Below are 17,033 nucleotides of genomic sequence, written 5' to 3'. Positions count from 1 at the left end.
CTTAATTATATAAATTTCATTATAAAAAAGTTATAATTTTACTAATTTATTCTTAAGGTTTAAGATGAACAAATTTAGAAATTTTCCACCCATAAACACGCTTATAAACGATGAAAACTTGGCTAGCTACCCTTTATATTTAAGATCTCATTTTGCAAAAATAGTTGTTTCAAATTGTAAAAAAGAACTAAGTAAAGATGAAAATTTAAATTTTAGCTTGCAAGATTTGCTAAGTAAAATTACTCAAAGCATTGATGAGTTTTTAAACATGCAAAGTCAAAGTTTGATCAATGCTACTGGAGTTATCATACATACTAATCTTGGTCGTAGCATTATTGATGAGAGTATTTTTGAAAGAACTAAAGAATTCATCTGTTCTTATTCAAATTTAGAGTTTAACATGCAAAGTGGCAAAAGAGGCTCAAGGTATGACGCACTTAGTGCGAATTTAAAAATATTATTTGATTGTGAAGATTGTTTGGTTGTTAATAATAACGCCTCGGCTGTATTTTTGATCTTAAACACCTTAGCAAAAAATGAAGAAGTTATTACTTCAAGAAGTGAGCTAGTTGAGATTGGGGGAAATTTTAGAATTCCTGAAGTTATGCTAGCAGCTGGTGTTAAGCTAAAAGAAATAGGCACGACCAATAAAACTCATTTATATGATTATGAAAAAGCTATCAATGAAAATACTAAGATGATTTTAAAAACTCATCGCTCTAATTTTGCTTTTAAAGGGTTTTTTGAAGAAGTAAGCTTAAGCGAAATTCATGCTTTAACAAAAAAGAAAAAACTCATATCTTATTATGATTTGGGTGCTGGCTGGTGTGAAAAGATTAATAAACAACTTAGTAAAAATGAGCCGAGTGTAAAAGAGCTTTTAAAACATTGTGATATTTTAAGTTTTAGTGGTGATAAGCTTTTTGGCTCTACGCAAGCAGGCATTATACTTGGAAAGAAAAAATACATTCAACAACTAAAGAAAAATCAACTTCTAAGAATGTTAAGGGTTGATAAAATCACCCTAGCTTTTTTAAATGAAACTACCAAAGCATACTTAGAAAAAGAATATGAAAAAATTCCTACACTAAAACTTTTAAATGATGATTTAAAAACCATAGAAAAAAAGGCTCTCTTTATCAAAGAAAAAATTCCTATTAAGTGTGAATTAAAAGCTTCTAAAAGTTTAGTAGGCGGTGGCTCTATGCCTGATAAAAGCTTAGATACTTTTGTGTTAAGTTTTGATGAGAAAGCTTTGCTTTTACAAGAAAAATTTAGAAAAAAAGGCGTAATCGGCCGTGTTGAAAATGGGCATTTTGTGCTAGATTTTAGAAGTATTTTAGAAAAAGATTTAAACCGTTTAATCCACACTATCAAAGAGGTATTTCATGCATAGTATCATCATAGGCACTGCTGGGCATATTGACCATGGTAAAACTTCGCTTATTAAAGCTTTAAATGGTTTTGAGGGTGATGATTTAAAAGAAGAGCAAGAAAAAGGCATTACGATTAATCTTAGCTTTTCAAATTTAAAAAGTGAAAATTTAAACATTGCTTTTATTGATGTGCCTGGGCATGAAAGTTTGATTAAAACTATGATAAGTGGTGCTTTTGGCTTTAGAGTGTGTATGTTTGTCATAGATATAAACGAGGGTTTAAAGGCTCAAAGTATAGAGCATTTAAGAGTTTTGGAATTTTTAGGCGTAAAAGATGTGGTGCTTATTTTGAGTAAGGTTGATTTATGCAAAAATTTAACACAAAAGCAAACAGAGCTTTTAAAAGAATTAAAAGCCTTTAAAATCAATATCTTAAAAGTTTTTCCAACAAGCATTTATGATGAGCAAAGTATATTAAATTTAAAAAACTATCTACTTAGTTTAAAGCCTAAAGAAAATGATGAAAATTTGATTTTTAGATACTACATTGATAGGGTTTTTTCTCTAAAAGGTATAGGAACGGTAGTAACAGGAAGCTTAAATGAAGGAAAAATCAGCAAAAATGAAAAAATCTTTTGCCTTGAAAATCAAAAAGATATCATTGTAAAAAATATACAAATTCATGAAGAAAATGTTTTAGAAGCAAAAGCTTATAATAGAGTTGCTTTGAGTTTAAATTGTGATTATCATGAGTTAAAAAAAGGCTATGTATTAAGCAAAAAAGGTGTTTTTAAAAGCTTTAAAAGTATCGATGGGGTTGTTTTTAATACAGAGATTAAACACGGGAGTATTTTAGAATTTTGTAGTGGCTCAAAAAAGCTTAATGCAAAAATTATTGTAATCAAAGAATTTGAAGATAAAACTTATATTAGTTTAGAGTTTGATAAAAACTTACCTTTGTGTTTTGATGATAAATTTATCTTGCTTGAAAATGGGCGTATTAAAAGCGGTGGCGTGGTATTAAATGCAGTGAGTGAGCCTTTAAAAAAAGATATAAAAGCTAAGTATTTAGCACTTTTAGAACAAAAAGATTTTAAAAAAGTATTTGAGTTTTTAAAACAAACTCACAAACTTGGCTTTGGCTTACTTTCAAGCTATCAACGCTTTAAACTCACTCATGAACAAGCTTTAAACTTAGCAAAAAGTTTAGATCATGTTTTTGTCGATGAGCAAGCTTTAAATGTATATGATTTAAATGCTATGCAAACTTTGAAAGAATTTATTGATTTTATTTTCTCTAAAAATCCTTATGCTTTAATCTCACCTCATTCTATCGCCTTAAGGCTTAGCTGGGCGAGTGAAAATTTTTGTGCTTATGTACTCAAGCAAATGCAAGAAAAATTAGATTTTAAAGACGGCATATGGTTTTTAAAAGGACAAAATTTTGAAAAATTACAAGAAAAGGCTCATTGTGAGCTTTATGAAATTTTAAAAAAAGAAGGTATAAAACCTACCGCACCTTATAATCTTTATGAATATTTAGAGCTTGATAGGAAAAATGGAGATCTTATCTTAAAAAAACTCACCAAAGAAAACAAAGTCAAAAGATTAGCGCATAATCTTTTTATAGAAAAAAATGCCCTTGAAAATCTCATGCAAGAGTTTTTAAAGCTTTTACAAAATCATCATTTAGATGTCGCTTTTGTAAAAAATCATTTTCAAATTTCAAGAAAATACGCCATAGCTTACTTAGAATACCTTGATAAAAACTATCCTCAAGTGGTAAAAATCGAGGAAAAAAGAATGCTAAAAGTCTAAGTGTTAAAATTTACATTTTATAATGATACAAATTTAAATTAAAGGAAAAAAATGAAAAAATCTCTAGCTCTTTTAACTCTTGCTAGCTCTTTATTTGCTGCAAGTAATGAAGAAATTATTAATTTTTTTAAGAAAAATCCAAATTTATCAAATGCAAATATTAGTGTTTCTAGTAGAGAAAAAATTCCTGATACAAACTTTGAAGCTGTGATAGTTAATTTTGAAATTAGTGGTAAAAATTTCCAAGAAATCGTTTTCACTCAAGATAATATCATCACAACCGAAGTAATTGATGTAAAAAAAGGTGAATTTTATTCTCAAGTTTATCAAGCAAAACTCATGGAAAAACAACAAGCTGAATTTTCAAAAAAAGCTCTAGTGGAACTTAAAAAAGAAAAAATGTTTATTTCTTTAGGCGATAAAAACAAACCTTTGCTTTATGTTTTTAGCGATCCTGAATGTCCATACTGTAGAATGCATTTAGATAAAATAGAAGAAACACTAAAAACTCATCAAGTTAAATTTATCTTAACCCCTATCCATGATACAAGCGCATTTGAAAAATCTGCATTAATCTATAAAGAAAGCAAAAATGCTAAAAACGATGCGCAAAAAATCGCTATCATGAAAAAATACTACGATAAAGATATAAAAGATTATAAAAAACCTAGTGAAGCTGAAGTTAAAGCAGTAAGAGAAACTTTTGCAAAATACTCTAAACTTGGTCTTCGCGCCGTACCAACCATAATCGATGCTCAAAAATAATCTTTTCTTGCTTGTGCTTGCACTATTTTTAAGTGCTTGCACAGGCCCTATGCAAACTTTTATCCAAACAAATAATGAGGGTATTTTCCTACATGCTAATAAAAATCAAAGTTTTTCTTTACATATCAATAATCCTTCAAAATTAAACACAAATTTAGAGGCCAAACTCGCTCAAAAATTACAAAATTTGGGATTGGTTTTAGATAATACTCAAAGTGATTATAAAATTTATATCAATATAGTAGATTTTAAGAAATTTTCTTATGCACAAAGACTAATTGCTTCTAATGCGAGATTTTTTTATAATGACTTTGATAAAATAGATAATGTTTTTGAAATGGAAGTAGAAAATTACTATCTTTTGCAAGTTAATTTACAAATTAGTTCCAAAAACTCTACTCAAAGCACCTCACTTTTAGCAAGAACTGCTTATCTTGGCAATATAGATAGAGCCAAAGAATCTTTAGAAGAAAAAATCGCTAATCAAATAACAAGCTTTTTTTATATGCATTAAAGATGGCATTTAAGCCATCTTTTTAAATATAACCATGATCAATCATCGCATCAGCTACTTTTTTAAAGCCTGCTATGTTTGAACCTACTACTAAATTTCCTTCATGATTATAAGCTTTTGCATACTCGTATGAATTTTCAAAAATATTTTTCATAATCTTATGCAATTTTGCATCAACTTCATCAAAACTCCATTGACACATACTTGCATTTTGTTGCATTTCAAGTTGAGAAGTCGCTACACCGCCTGCATTTGCAGCCTTAGCTGGAGCAAATAAAAAGTCTTTTTGATTTAACATAAAATCAATCGCTTCAAGTGTGCTTGGCATATTAGCTCCCTCTGCTACCATACGACAACCATTGTGATATAAGGTTTTAATATCTTCTAAATTTAACTCATTTTGCGTAGCGCTTGGAAAAGCTATATCACAAGGTATACTCCATACTCCATTACAACCTTGTTTATACGCGCTTTTTGGAGTAAAAACAGCACCTTTTTTTAGCGCTGCATAATCACTCACCCTAGCTCTTTTTACTTCTTTAATTTCTTTTAATAAATCTAAATCTATTCCATCTTTATCATAAACAAATCCATCGCTATCGCTTATTGTGATTGCTTTTGCGCCAAGTTGATGCAATTTTTCTATGGTATAAATTGCCACATTTCCACTACCTGAAACTGCACACTCTTTTCCTTCTAATGCATTGTTGTATTTTGCTAGCATTTCTTGAGTAAAATACACGCAGCCATATCCTGTTGCTTCTGTTCTTGCTAAGCTTCCACCCCATGGAATTTTCTTTCCCGTTAAGGTTCCATCAAAATTAGAGCTAATTTTCTTATAAGCTCCAAACATATATCCAATTTCCCTAGCACCAACCCCTATATCGCCCGCTGGCACATCAGTGCTTGCACCTATGATTTTTGAAAGCTCGGCCATAAAAGCTTGACAAAAACGCATAATTTCTGCTTCGCTTTTACCCTTAGGATCAAAATTTGCTCCACCTTTGGCACCACCTATCATCAAACCCGTTAAAGAATTTTTGAAAATTTGCTCAAAACCTAAAAATTTCAAAACATCTAAATTTACACTAGGATGAAATCTAATCCCACCTTTATAAGGACCTAAACTAGAGTTAAACTGCACTCTATAGCCAAAATGTGTTTGAGCTTTACCCGCATCATTGATATATACAACTCTAAATATAGTTGTTTTTTCAGGCATTACAATACGCTCTAATATCGCATGATCTTGGTAGGTTTTATTAGATTCAAGTAAAGGCTCTAAGGAATTTAATACCTCAGTTGCTGCTTGAAAAAATATAGGTTGTCTTGGGGAAATTGTTTGAATTTTTTCTAAAGTTTCTTTGATATATTGTTTAGCCGTACTCATAAATTGTCCTTTTTATAGTATCTTGCTGTTTGTTTTAGCTAAAAATTTTTTTAGCGCCATTTGCTCCTTTGTTCCTATTTTGTAGTAAATTAGCTTTAAGTATGCGCTAATTTCCTTTTGAGAAAGATTTCTTGATTTAGAATAATCTAGCAAAATATATTGTGGAATGAAAATTTTACTTTTTGTGAAATTTTTCATCATTCTTTTATAAATAGAAAAATTTTTAACACAAGAAAAACGCGCAAAAACAAAAGGTAGTTTTGTCTTTTCATACCATAATTCACACAAATCAATATAATCTTTTGGATTTTGCAAATAAAGTTTTAAAGCCTTATCACCGATGATAACCTCCCCTTTTTGCTTTAAAACTTTTGCAAGAGCATTAGAAGTTGCAGAACTTGCATCTTCTTTGCTTTGAGAATGTTTTTTTACTAAAACGCTTTTTACCTTTTTGCTTGCGCAAATTCCCACATTTAAGGTTTTGTATTTTTTTCTACGACTTTCAATACTTGAAATAATCGCTGCATCAATACGTCTAAAATACAAATGGCGATTTAGCTTACTAGGAACCCCTTTTTTGTATTCTGTAGTTTGCTTAACATAGCTAGGAAAAGCTGCTTTTTTAAGATAGATATGCAAAGGGAGTAAATTAAGATAATCTATCTTTCCAAAAACCATCTTAGCCTTTCTATTATTAAGTATTAGTATCCTATAAAAAAATATCTTAAATATAAATTAATTTAATTAAAAATATAATCAATACTAAAATTTATATCAAAATTTAACATTTATTGTAAAAAATTATTTTGTAATCTTAGATTATTAAGTAAAAAATTAAAATAATAGAAAAGTCAAATTGAAAGATTAAAAATAAAAATTAAGTTTTATTCAAAAAAATATTTTAAATAAAACTTAATCTATAAAAACTATTGTAAGCTTGCTAGATATTTTTGATAGTCAAATTCTTTCACCAAAGCCACTCCATCTTCAACTGCAGCTTTTGCCACAGCAGCACTAACTACAGCTTTTACCCTACTATCAAATGGTTTTGGTATCACATAATCTCTACCAAAGCTAAGCTCTTCTACTCCATAAGCTTGTTTTACCTCATCAGTTACTTCAAGCTTAGCTAAATCAGCCAAAGCTTTAGCAGCAGCTACTTTCATATTTTCAGTGATTTTAGTCGCTTTTACATCTAAAGCTCCTCTAAAAATAAAAGGAAAACCTAAAACATTGTTAATTTGATTTGGATAATCACTTCTACCTGTTCCAACTATAGCATCATTTCTAACCCTTTTAACATCTTCAGGCATTACTTCAGGCACAGGATTAGCTAGTGCAAAAATCACAGGATCTTTAGCCATACTTAAAATCATCTCATCATCTAAAATCTTAGGCGCGCTTAAACCCAAAAACACATCAGCACCTTTTAAAGCCTCTCTTAAAGTGCTATCTTTAGTATCACTTACAAATTCTAGTTTGTATTTATTTAAATCATCTCTTTGGGTATTAATCACGCCTTTACTATCTACTAAAACGATATTTTTAACCCCTAAATTTCTATACATTCTAGCACTTGCAATACCCGCTGCACCCGCACCACTTACTACTACTTTAATATCTTCAAATTTTTTACCACTAATTTCCATAGCATTCATTAATCCTGCTGTAGAAATGATCGCAGTACCATGTTGATCATCATGCATTACAGGAATTCCAAGATCTTGTAAAGCAGCTTCTATTTCAAAGCATTTTGGTGCTGAAATATCTTCTAAATTAATTCCTCCAAAAGTAGGCGCTATAGCTTTACAAAATGTAACAATCTCATCTACACTATGGGCATTAATTTCTAAATCATAAGCATTAACATTAGCAAATTTTTTAAACAAACAAGCCTTTCCTTCCATCACAGGTTTACTTGCACTTGCTCCTATATTGCCAAGCCCCAAAACCGCACTACCATCACTTACTATGGCAACCAAATTAGCTTTATTAGTGTATTTATAAGCCAAAGTTTCATCTTTTGCTATCTCAACACAAGGTTCAGCAACCCCTGGAGAATAAGCTAAAGACAAATCATGCGCACTATCCATAGGCTTTCTAGCAATAATATCTACTTTACCACCTAGGTGATACTCTAAAGCCTCTTCTTTTAAATTCATTATTTCTCCTTCATGTAAGTTAGTAAATTTTCTATTCTAAGCTTAGCTTTTTGCACTCCTAAAAATTCTAATACTTCAAATATACTAGGACTTACCGAGCTTCCAGTGAGTGCAATGCGTATAGCTTGGGCTAGATCTTTTAACTTAAGATTATTTTCTTCTAAGAATTGATTAGTTAATTCTTCAAATTCGCAAGCATTTTTTTGCTCATTTAAAACCATAGCGTATTTTTCCAAATAAGTTAAATTTGTTACATTAAGAAATTTATCTACAGCCTTTTGATCATATTCTTTTGGGTCATTTAGTAACACTTTAGCCCCGCTAATAATATCATGTAAAGTTTTAGCTCTCTCTCTTAACATATCTAGCAAAAAGCCTGCTTTTTCATACTGACTTAAATCAAAACCTAAATCTTTTAATTGTCTATTGATTTCTTCAAAAGGTAAAGTTTTAATATAATGAGCATTAAGCCATTCTAACTTTTTAAAATTATAACAAGAAGCACTTTTATTAATATGATTTGGATCAAAAAGCTCTTGCATACTTTCTAAAGAAAAAATTTCATCATCGCCATGACTCCAACCAAGACGCACTAAGAAATTTAGCAGGGCTTGAGGTAAAATCCCCATATTTTTATACTCCATCACATCGGTTGCTCCATGACGTTTAGAAAGTTTTTTACCATCTTCACCATGTATCATAGCCACATGATAAAATTTAGGAATTTTAAAGCCTAGTGCCTCATAAAGAACGATTTGTTTTGGGGTATTTGATAAATGATCATCCCCTCTTATAACATCACTCACACCCATTAGCGCATCATCAATTACAACGGTTAAATTATAAATTGGACTACCATCGCTTCTTGCAATTACAAAATCATCTAAAATATCTTCAGCCTTAAAACTAACCTCGCCTTTAATACCATCTATAAATTTAATCTCTCCACTTTGTGGTGCTTTTATACGCACTACAGGCTCAATACCACTTGGGGGAGTTCCTTTAAAATCTCTATATCTACCATCATATTTTGGGCGCTCTTTAGCTGCTTCTTGCTTAGCTCTTAACTCATCAAGCTCTTCTTTACTCATATAACAATAATAAGCCTTACCCTCATCTAGTAATTTTTGAATGTATTTTTTATAAATATCAAATCTTTGGGATTGATACTCAATCATCCCATCATAATCAAGCCCACACCATTTAAATGCTTCTATAATAGCTTGTGTAGCTTCTTGTGAATTTCTTTTTAAATCCGTATCTTCAATACGCAATAAAAATTTACCCTTGTTTTTTCTTGCATAAAGATAATTATACAAAGCCGTTCTAAGCCCTCCTATGTGCAAATATCCTGTTGGAGAAGGAGCAAAACGCGTTGTGATTTCTTGCATATTTTTACCTTTTTTAAATTTTTATTGTTATAATGCTATATTTACACTTAAATAAAGGTTTTATATGAGAAAATTTTTAATATCTTGTTGTTTTGCTGCAAATATTTTATATGCTCAAACCCTTGGTGGCGTAGCAATGGTAGTAGAAAATCAACCTATCACTCTTTATGATATAGAACAAACCATGAAAGAATTAAAAACTGACGATAAACAAAAAGCTATAGCATTTTTAGTAGATGATAAAGTTCAACAAAGTGAAGCTAAAAAGTTAGGAATTTATGTAAGTACTTTTGAACTTAATGAAAAATTAGCCCAAATAGCAAAAGGCAATAAAACCGACATTAATGGTTTGCAATCAAAGATAGAAAAAGATGGTTTAAGTTTTGAAGTTTTTAAAAATAAGGTTAGAAAAGATCTTGAAAGAGAAAAGCTTTATAGAAGCATAATGCAAAATGCAAAAATCAATATCGATGATGAAACACTAAAACATTTTTACGAAAGCAATCTTGATAAATTTAGCACTTTTTCAAATATAGACTTAGTTGTTTATAATTCTACTAATCCAGAACTTTTACAACAGCTTGCACAAAATCCTATGTATAAAAATTCTCAAATTAAATCAAAAGCCATTAGTTTAAACGCAGCTAGTTTAGATCTAAGATTACTTGCTTTATTAAACAATACAAAAATAGGAGAATTTACTCCGGTATTAAATGGTGAAAATGCTTATATAGTATATTTTGTAAAAGAAAAATATGGTAAAAATCCTATCGAATTTGACTTAATCAAAGATCAAGTTAGCAATGTCTATACCCTAACTCAAAAAGAACAAGCCTTAAAAAATCATCTTGATAAAATCAGAGCAAATGCTCATATAGAAGAATTAAGATAGGTTAAACCTATCTTAAATTAATGTCTTGAAAGATAATTTGTATCATAATTATTATTGATAAAATCTGCATTATCCATCATTGCTAAATGAAAATCTTTAGTTGTTTTAATCCCACCTACAATAAGCTCTTGCAAGGCTATTTTCATTTTAGAAATAGCTGTGTTCCTATCTTCTCCCCAAACAACTAATTTTCCAATCATAGAATCATAATAAGGAGGTACACTGTAATCTTGATAACAATGACTTTCCATTCTTACATTGCGTCCTGCTGGAGCTACGTATTTTGTGATTTTACCTGGGCAAGGTAAGAAAGTTTTGGAATCTTCAGCAGTGATTCTACATTCTATAGAATGACCTTTAAGTTTAATTTCTTCTTGCTTTGGTAAAGGATACCCTTCTGCTACTTTAATCATAAGCTCAATAATATCTACCCCACTTACCATCTCACTCACACAATGCTCAACTTGCAAGCGCGTATTCATCTCGATAAAATAAAAATCTAAATTTTTATCCACTAAAAACTCAAAAGTTCCCGCACCCTCATAATCAATAGCCTTAGCAGCTTTAACTGCTGTTTCATGAAGTCTTGCTCTTGTTTTTTCATCTAGTAAAATTGCAGGAGATTCTTCTATAAGCTTTTGATGGCGTCTTTGCATAGAGCAATCTCTCTCACCCAAATGTATCACGTTACCAAAGCTATCTCCTATGATTTGCACTTCTATATGGCGTGGGTTTTGGATGTATTTTTCCATATACATAGTTCCATCACCAAAAGCACTCATCGCTTCACTTTCTGCTGACCAATAAGCTTTTTCTAAATCTTTTTCATCTTCAACTACACGCATACCACGACCACCACCACCTGCTGCTGCCTTTAAAATCACAGGATAGCCTATTTCTTTAGCAAGCTTTTTAGCTGCTTCAACCCCACCTAAAGCTCCATCGCTTCCTGGGATTACAGGCACACCTGCTCTTTGCATTACTTGTTTAGCTTTGCTTTTATCACTCATTAGTGCCATAGCAGCTACTGAAGGGCCTATGAATTTAATATTATGTTTTGCACAAATTTCAACAAAATTTTGATTTTCACTTAAAAATCCATACCCTGGAAAAATCGCATCCGCTTCGCTAATTTCAGCCGCACTAATAATAGCTGGGATATTTAAATAACTTTCTGAACTTCTAGCATTTCCTATACAAATACTCGCATCAGCGTATTTTAAATACAAAGCATCTTTATCTGCAGTAGAATACACACAAATTGCTTTTTTTCCCATTTCTTTTACAGTTCTTAAAGCTCTTAATGCAATTTCTCCACGATTTGCTATTAAAACTTTTTTAATTTCCATTTTATAATTTCTCCACCACAAATAAAGGCATGCCAAATTCTACAGGCTGGCCATCTGCAACTAAAACTTCTACTATCCTACAGTCATATTCAGCTTCGATTTCATTCATGATTTTCATCGCCTCAATAATTGCTATAGTACTTCCTTTTTTAATAGTTTGTCCTGCTTTAGCAAAAGGTGCTGCACCTGGGCTTGGGGCTTGATAAAAAGTACCTACCATAGGGCTATTGATAGTTGGTTTATTAGAAGAGTTTGAGCTTGCTTTGGTTTCATTAACTACATTTACATTAATTGGCTGTGGAGCTGGGGCAACAGGAGCTGGAGCTGGCAATTCACAACATAAATCTTTTTCTAGTTCTATTTCAAATCCATCTTGTTCTTTTATTTTAATCTTGCTTATACTTGCCTCTGCAAAAAGTTGCATTAATTCTTTGATTTCTTCTTTTGTCATATATTCTCCTTAATTTATAAGACTTAATTTATAATTATATATAAAAATACTAAAAATAACTTCAATTATTTATTTTTTACTTTTATTTTAAGATATAATTTAAAAATTCACTTTAATTATAAAGGACAAAAATGGGCTTAAAAGCAGATAATTGGATCAAAAAAATGGCATTAGAGCACAATATGATAGAGCCATTTTGCGAAGCAAATATAGGCAAAGGTATAGTTAGTTATGGGCTTTCAAGCTATGGATATGATATAAGAGTTGGAAGAGAATTTAAAATTTTCACTAATGTAAATTCCACTGTTGTAGATCCTAAAAATTTTGTAGAAGAAAATGTAGTAGATTTTGTAGGTGATGTATGTATAGTACCTGCAAATTCTTTCGCGCTTGCTAGAACGGTTGAGTATTTTAAAATGCCAAATGATGTTTTAGCAATTTGTCTTGGTAAAAGTACTTATGCAAGATGTGGTATTATAGTGAATGTAACTCCTTTTGAGCCAGGTTTTGAAGGACATATCACTATAGAAATTTCAAACACAACCCCACTACCTGCTAAAATTTATGCCAATGAAGGTATAGCTCAAGTTTTATTTTTACAAGGAGATGAGCCTTGTGATGTAACATATGCTGATAAAAAAGGCAAATACCAAGCCCAAACAGGCATAACTTTACCAAGAATTTTAAAATAATTTTATTTTCAGCCGATATAAAAACTTAGTCAAGTAATAGGAAAATAAATATGTTTAATGGAAAAAGCATTTTAATCACCGGTGGTACAGGAAGTTTTGGAAAAACTTACACTAAAACTTTACTTCAAAAATACAACCCCAAAAAAATCATCATTTATTCACGCGATGAACTCAAGCAATTTGAAATGGCAAGAGAATTTAATGATAATTGCATGCGTTATTTTATAGGTGATATAAGAGATAAAGAAAGATTAAATATAGCGATGAAGGATGTTGATTTTGTCATCCATGCAGCTGCTATGAAACATGTGCCAATTGCAGAGTATAATCCAATGGAATGTATAAAAACCAATATCCACGGAGCGCAAAATGTAATCGATGCGTGTTTAGAAAATAATGTAGAAAAATGTATCGCTCTTTCAACTGATAAAGCATGCAATCCTATTAATTTATACGGAGCTACAAAGCTTGCAAGCGATAAGCTTTTTGTAGCAGCAAATAACATAGCAGGAAATTCTCATACTAAATTTAGCGTTACAAGATATGGCAATGTAGTAGGCTCAAGAGGCTCTGTTATACCATTTTTTAAAAAACTAATCAATGAAGGCGCTAAAGAACTTCCTATCACAGATGAGAGAATGACAAGATTTTGGATATCTTTAGAAGATGGGGTTAATTTCGTGTTGAATAACTTTACATATATGCATGGAGGGGAAATTTTCGTGCCAAAAATTCCTTCTATGAAAATTGTAGATTTAGCTAAAACCATGGCTCCTAATTTAGCTCATAAAATCATAGGCATAAGAGCAGGTGAAAAACTACATGAAATTATGATTTCAAGTGATGATAGTCACTTAACTTATGAATTTGAAGATTATTATGCCATTAGTCCAAGTATTAAATTTACTAATATGGAAATTGATTTTAGCATAAATGCAAAAGGGCAAAAGGGTAAAAAAGTTTCCAATGATTTTTCTTATAGCTCAGATAATAATCCATCATGGATTAGCCAAGAAGAGCTTTTAAATATAATAAATCATACAGAGCTTGAAAAATGATAACTTATTCTCATCAAAATATTGACGAACAAGATATACAAGTAGTTTGCGAGGCTTTAAAAGATGATTTTTTAACCGGCGGAAAAAAGGTTGAAGAATTTGAACAAGCCCTTTGTGAATATGTAGGTGTAAAATATGCTTGTGTGCTAAATTCAGCCACTTCTGCTTTACATCTTGCATATTTGTCTTTAAATGTAAAAGATAAAATTGTTTTAACAACTCCCATCACCTTTGCTGCAACTGCAAATACTGCTTTAATGGCAGGTGCTAGGGTTGAGTTTATAGATGTAAAAAGTGATGGAAATATTGATGAGAAAAAACTTGCTTTAAGACTAAGCCAAGATAGCTCTAATATAGGGGCAATTTGTGTTGTCGATTTTGCGGGAAATAGTGTAGAAATGGATAAAATCTTAGCCTTAGCTAAACAATACAATATCCCACTAATTGATGATGCAAGTCATGCTCTAGGTGCTATTTATAAAGATCAAAAAGTAGGTTCTATGGCAGACTTGAGTATATTTTCTTTTCATCCTGTTAAACCTATCACAACCTTTGAAGGTGGTGCGGTTGTTAGCAATGATGAGAAATTAATCTCAAAAATCAAGCTTTTAAGAAGTCATGGCATAGTCAAAAAAAGACTTTGGGATAGTGATATGATTGAACTAGGCTATAATTATCGCTTAAGTGATGTAGCTTGTGCTTTGGGTATAAATCAACTTAAAAAACTTGATAATATGCTAGAAAAAAGAGAAATCATCACAAGTTTTTACGATAAAGAATTTGAAAAAAATCCTTATTTTAGCACTATAAAAATCAAAGATTATAAAAAAAGCTCAAGACATTTATATCCTATTTTGCTTTTCCCTGAGTTTTATTGTCAAAAAGAGATTATTTTTGAAAAATTATTGAATTTAGGCATAGGCGTGCAAGTACATTATAAGCCTACTTATGAGTTTAGTTTTTATAAAAATTTATATGGAAATTTATTTTTAGAAAATGCGGATAATTTTTATAAAGCTGAACTTAGTATACCTGCTCATCAAGAAATGAGTTTAAAAGAAGCACAATTTATTAAAGATAGTTTATTTAAGATTTTAGAAGAAACTAAAAAGGCTTGTTGTGAGTAAAAGTATGTATGAGCTAGCTTGTGAGCTTTTTCCTATATGCAGAAGCATTACCGGGAAAGGCTTTAGACAAAGCTTAAAAATACTTGATGAGGCTATGGGGGGGGGTATATTAAAAATTCACTCTATAGCAAGCGGGAGCAAAGTGTTTGACTGGGAAGTACCTGCTGAATGGGAGATAAACGATGCTTATATCATCACTCCAGATGGAGAAAAAATTTGTGATTTTAAGCAAAATAATCTTCATGTGTTAAACTATAGCGAAGGTATAGACACAGAGCTTGATCTAGCAAGCTTACAAGAATGCCTTTACTCTATAGAAGAAATGCCCGATGCCATACCTTATGTGACAAGCTATTATAAAAGGTGCTGGGGGTTTTGTATAAAACATAAAGATAGAATTAAACTAAAAGAAGGAAAATATAAAGTTTTCATTGATGCAAAGCACCATGAAAATGGAGTTTTAAACTATGCTGACTTACTCATACCTAGCACGCAAGAAACAAAAGATGAAATTTTAATCTCTACTTACCTTTGTCATCCATCTATGGCAAATAACGAGTTAAGTGGCCCTGTGGTAGCTGTGTTTTTAGCTAAATGGCTTTTGGGACTGAAAGAGAGAAAATATAATTATCGTTTTGTTTTTATCCCTGAAACTATAGGGAGTATAGTTTATATTAGCAAACATTTAAAGCACTTACAAAAACACACTAAAGCAGGTTTTGTACTCTCTTGCATAGGTGATGATAATGCTTACTCACTCATTCACACTCCAAGTGAAAATACCCTAGCAGATAAAGTAGCCTTGCATACCTTGAAAGAAAAAAATAATTTTAAAGAATTTAGCTTTTTAGATAGAGGAAGCGATGAAAGACAATACTGTGCTCCTTTGGTAAATTTACCCGTAGTTGGAATTTGTAGAAGTAAGTATCTAGAATATAAAGAATATCATACTAGCAAAGATGATTTAAATTTCATCAGTGAAGAAGGATTGCAAGGTGGCTTAAAAGCTATGCAAGAAATCATTATGAATTTAGAAGTAAATGAAATTTATCAAAATACTGTATTTTGCGAACCCAATTTAGGCAAAAGAGACTTATACCATACTATCAATACTTCTTCAACCAATGATATACCAATATCATGTAATTTTTTAGCATATTGTGATGGTAAAAATGATGTTTTAGATATAGCCTCAAAGCTAAACACACAAGCTTATAAATTAAAAGATTTAATAGAAAAATTAAAATTTCACGGATTAATAAAATGAAATATTTCTTAGAATACAATGATAAAAAATACTCTAATGTTGACTTAATAGAAGCTTTTAAGAAACTTGGCATCAAAAAAGGCGATATTTTGTGTGTGCATACTGAACTTTTTAATTTTGGCACACCCTTGCTTCCTAGAAATGAATTTTTACAAACTATATTAGATTGTTTTTTTGAAGTTATAGGTAAAGAAGGTACTTTAATCATGCCTACATTTACCTATAGTTTTTGCAAAAATGAAGTTTATGATAAATTAAATTCTCCTACAAAAATGGGTGCTTTAAATGAATATTTTCGCAAACAAGCAGGGGTAAAACGCACTAATGATCCTATATTTTCCTTTGCTATAAAAGGAGCCAAAAAAGAATTGTTTTTAAAAGACACTACAAGTTGTTTTGGTGAAAATTGTGTGTATGATGTTTTAACACAAGAAAATGGAAAATATATACTTTTTGGAAGCACTACAGGACACACTCTAACTCATTATATCGAAGAAGAATACCGAGTAGATTACAGATATTTTAAAGATTTTCACGGAAAAATAATAGATGAACAAAACAGAATACATGATAAAAAAATAAAATTTTATGTAAGACATTTAGATAAAAAATCTTTACCAAATGTCGATAATATAAACTATATTACTAAAAAAACAAAAAATTTTATATACGAAAATTTTGGTGGTGCAACTATATGTTTATTTCATACAAAAGAATACAAAGAAGCGATAAAAAATGCTCTTGATGAAGATAAAAATATTTTTATATTACAGGATTAATC

The 17,033-nt window shown here is 30.7% G+C and carries 16 protein-coding genes; 10 read left to right on the top strand and 6 right to left on the bottom strand.

Annotated elements, in window-relative coordinates:
- The first annotated feature begins 64 nt into the window (after positions 1 to 64).
- Genes selA through CAMP5082_RS05795 form a run of 4 tightly spaced genes read left to right on the top strand, consistent with a single transcriptional unit; the run spans position 65 to position 4,473 of the window.
- A complete protein-coding gene (gene selA / locus CAMP5082_RS05810) occupies positions 65 to 1,396 on the top strand; it encodes an L-seryl-tRNA(Sec) selenium transferase (protein WP_337206173.1) in 1,332 nt (443 codons plus the stop codon).
- Positions 1,389 to 3,194: a selenocysteine-specific translation elongation factor gene (gene selB / locus CAMP5082_RS05805; RefSeq protein WP_337206172.1), complete on the top strand. Its 1,806-nt coding sequence runs from the start codon at positions 1,389 to 1,391 to the stop codon at positions 3,192 to 3,194. The genes selA and selB overlap by 8 nt, the downstream gene beginning before the upstream one ends.
- Before the next feature lie 51 nt (positions 3,195 to 3,245).
- Positions 3,246 to 3,959: a thioredoxin fold domain-containing protein gene (locus CAMP5082_RS05800; protein ID WP_337206171.1), complete on the top strand. Its 714-nt coding sequence runs from the start codon at positions 3,246 to 3,248 to the stop codon at positions 3,957 to 3,959.
- Positions 3,946 to 4,473 carry a hypothetical protein gene (locus CAMP5082_RS05795; RefSeq protein WP_263663406.1) on the top strand — a complete coding sequence of 176 codons (528 nt, stop codon included), beginning with the start codon at positions 3,946 to 3,948 and terminating at the stop codon, positions 4,471 to 4,473. Before CAMP5082_RS05800 ends, CAMP5082_RS05795 begins: the two co-directional genes overlap by 14 nt.
- 22 nt (positions 4,474 to 4,495) lie before the next feature.
- Here CAMP5082_RS05795 and gdhA read toward each other — a convergent pair whose 3' ends face one another.
- From gdhA to gltX, 4 genes are all read right to left on the bottom strand, one after another.
- The gene (gene gdhA, locus CAMP5082_RS05790) at positions 4,496 to 5,863 is read right to left on the bottom strand and encodes an NADP-specific glutamate dehydrogenase (RefSeq protein WP_337206170.1); all 1,368 of its coding nucleotides are present in this window, start codon (positions 5,861 to 5,863) and stop codon (positions 4,496 to 4,498) included.
- Positions 5,864 to 5,875: 12 nt separating this feature from the next.
- A complete protein-coding gene (locus CAMP5082_RS05785; RefSeq protein WP_263679072.1) occupies positions 5,876 to 6,541 on the bottom strand; it encodes an MqnA/MqnD/SBP family protein in 666 nt (221 codons plus the stop codon).
- Positions 6,542 to 6,789: 248 nt separating this feature from the next.
- Complete coding sequence (locus tag CAMP5082_RS05780; protein WP_039628903.1) at positions 6,790 to 8,025, bottom strand: malate oxidoreductase; 1,236 nt, start codon at positions 8,023 to 8,025, stop codon at positions 6,790 to 6,792.
- Positions 8,025 to 9,416 carry a glutamate--tRNA ligase gene (gene gltX, locus CAMP5082_RS05775; protein ID WP_337206169.1) on the bottom strand — a complete coding sequence of 464 codons (1,392 nt, stop codon included), beginning with the start codon at positions 9,414 to 9,416 and terminating at the stop codon, positions 8,025 to 8,027. The genes CAMP5082_RS05780 and gltX overlap by 1 nt, the downstream gene beginning before the upstream one ends.
- 64 nt (positions 9,417 to 9,480) lie before the next feature.
- Here gltX and CAMP5082_RS05770 point away from each other — a divergent pair, with 64 nt between their 5' ends.
- Positions 9,481 to 10,308: a peptidyl-prolyl cis-trans isomerase gene (locus tag CAMP5082_RS05770; protein ID WP_337206168.1), complete on the top strand. Its 828-nt coding sequence runs from the start codon at positions 9,481 to 9,483 to the stop codon at positions 10,306 to 10,308.
- Between the two features lie 17 nt (positions 10,309 to 10,325).
- Here the strand turns inward: CAMP5082_RS05770 and CAMP5082_RS05765 are convergent, their stop codons facing one another.
- Positions 10,326 to 11,657, bottom strand: a complete 1,332-nt coding sequence (locus CAMP5082_RS05765; protein ID WP_087685488.1) for an acetyl-CoA carboxylase biotin carboxylase subunit — start codon at positions 11,655 to 11,657, stop codon at positions 10,326 to 10,328.
- Between the two features lies 1 nt (position 11,658).
- A complete protein-coding gene (accB, locus tag CAMP5082_RS05760; protein ID WP_173787016.1) occupies positions 11,659 to 12,108 on the bottom strand; it encodes an acetyl-CoA carboxylase biotin carboxyl carrier protein in 450 nt (149 codons plus the stop codon).
- 131 nt (positions 12,109 to 12,239) lie between these two features.
- Between accB and dcd the strand changes: the two genes are divergently transcribed.
- The 5 genes from dcd to CAMP5082_RS05735 are packed head-to-tail and all read left to right on the top strand — an operon-like array spanning position 12,240 to position 17,031.
- Positions 12,240 to 12,800, top strand: a complete 561-nt coding sequence (gene dcd, locus CAMP5082_RS05755; protein WP_012661997.1) for a dCTP deaminase — start codon at positions 12,240 to 12,242, stop codon at positions 12,798 to 12,800.
- Between the two features lie 50 nt (positions 12,801 to 12,850).
- Positions 12,851 to 13,858 (top strand): UDP-N-acetylglucosamine 4,6-dehydratase (inverting), encoded by a 1,008-nt coding sequence (pseB, locus tag CAMP5082_RS05750; protein WP_337206167.1) that lies wholly within the window; start codon positions 12,851 to 12,853, stop codon positions 13,856 to 13,858.
- Positions 13,855 to 14,985 (top strand): UDP-4-amino-4,6-dideoxy-N-acetyl-beta-L-altrosamine transaminase, encoded by a 1,131-nt coding sequence (gene pseC / locus CAMP5082_RS05745; protein ID WP_337206166.1) that lies wholly within the window; start codon positions 13,855 to 13,857, stop codon positions 14,983 to 14,985. Before pseB ends, pseC begins: the two co-directional genes overlap by 4 nt.
- 4 nt (positions 14,986 to 14,989) lie before the next feature.
- Entirely contained in the window at positions 14,990 to 16,252 is a 1,263-nt protein-coding gene (locus CAMP5082_RS05740; protein ID WP_337206200.1) for a DUF4910 domain-containing protein, read from the top strand.
- A complete protein-coding gene (locus CAMP5082_RS05735; protein WP_173787019.1) occupies positions 16,249 to 17,031 on the top strand; it encodes an AAC(3) family N-acetyltransferase in 783 nt (260 codons plus the stop codon). Before CAMP5082_RS05740 ends, CAMP5082_RS05735 begins: the two co-directional genes overlap by 4 nt.
- Positions 17,032 to 17,033: the final 2 nt, after the last annotated feature.

Origin of the sequence: Campylobacter sp. LMG 17559, from assembly GCF_024723605.1 — a bacterium.
Taxonomy (GTDB): Bacteria; Campylobacterota; Campylobacteria; order Campylobacterales; family Campylobacteraceae; genus Campylobacter_D.
This window is presented reverse-complemented; position numbering and strand designations above follow the sequence as displayed.

Excerpts from the sequence above, each read along its gene's own strand:
- dcd (WP_012661997.1), top strand. The coding sequence starts at position 12,240 with ATGGGCTTAAAAGCAGATAATTGGATCAAAAAAATGGCATTAGAGCAC.
- selA (WP_337206173.1), top strand. The coding sequence starts at position 65 with ATGAACAAATTTAGAAATTTTCCACCCATAAACACGCTTATAAACGAT.
- selB (WP_337206172.1), top strand. The coding sequence starts at position 1,389 with ATGCATAGTATCATCATAGGCACTGCTGGGCATATTGACCATGGTAAA.
- pseB (WP_337206167.1), top strand. The coding sequence starts at position 12,851 with ATGTTTAATGGAAAAAGCATTTTAATCACCGGTGGTACAGGAAGTTTT.
- gltX (WP_337206169.1), bottom strand. The coding sequence starts at position 9,416 with ATGCAAGAAATCACAACGCGTTTTGCTCCTTCTCCAACAGGATATTTG.
- CAMP5082_RS05800 (WP_337206171.1), top strand. The coding sequence starts at position 3,246 with ATGAAAAAATCTCTAGCTCTTTTAACTCTTGCTAGCTCTTTATTTGCT.
- gdhA (WP_337206170.1), bottom strand. The coding sequence starts at position 5,863 with ATGAGTACGGCTAAACAATATATCAAAGAAACTTTAGAAAAAATTCAA.
- CAMP5082_RS05735 (WP_173787019.1), top strand. The coding sequence starts at position 16,249 with ATGAAATATTTCTTAGAATACAATGATAAAAAATACTCTAATGTTGAC.
- pseC (WP_337206166.1), top strand. The coding sequence starts at position 13,855 with ATGATAACTTATTCTCATCAAAATATTGACGAACAAGATATACAAGTA.
- CAMP5082_RS05740 (WP_337206200.1), top strand. The coding sequence starts at position 14,990 with ATGTATGAGCTAGCTTGTGAGCTTTTTCCTATATGCAGAAGCATTACC.
- CAMP5082_RS05785 (WP_263679072.1), bottom strand. The coding sequence starts at position 6,541 with ATGGTTTTTGGAAAGATAGATTATCTTAATTTACTCCCTTTGCATATC.
- CAMP5082_RS05770 (WP_337206168.1), top strand. The coding sequence starts at position 9,481 with ATGAGAAAATTTTTAATATCTTGTTGTTTTGCTGCAAATATTTTATAT.
- accB (WP_173787016.1), bottom strand. The coding sequence starts at position 12,108 with ATGACAAAAGAAGAAATCAAAGAATTAATGCAACTTTTTGCAGAGGCA.
- CAMP5082_RS05780 (WP_039628903.1), bottom strand. The coding sequence starts at position 8,025 with ATGAATTTAAAAGAAGAGGCTTTAGAGTATCACCTAGGTGGTAAAGTA.
- CAMP5082_RS05765 (WP_087685488.1), bottom strand. The coding sequence starts at position 11,657 with ATGGAAATTAAAAAAGTTTTAATAGCAAATCGTGGAGAAATTGCATTA.
- CAMP5082_RS05795 (WP_263663406.1), top strand. The coding sequence starts at position 3,946 with ATGCTCAAAAATAATCTTTTCTTGCTTGTGCTTGCACTATTTTTAAGT.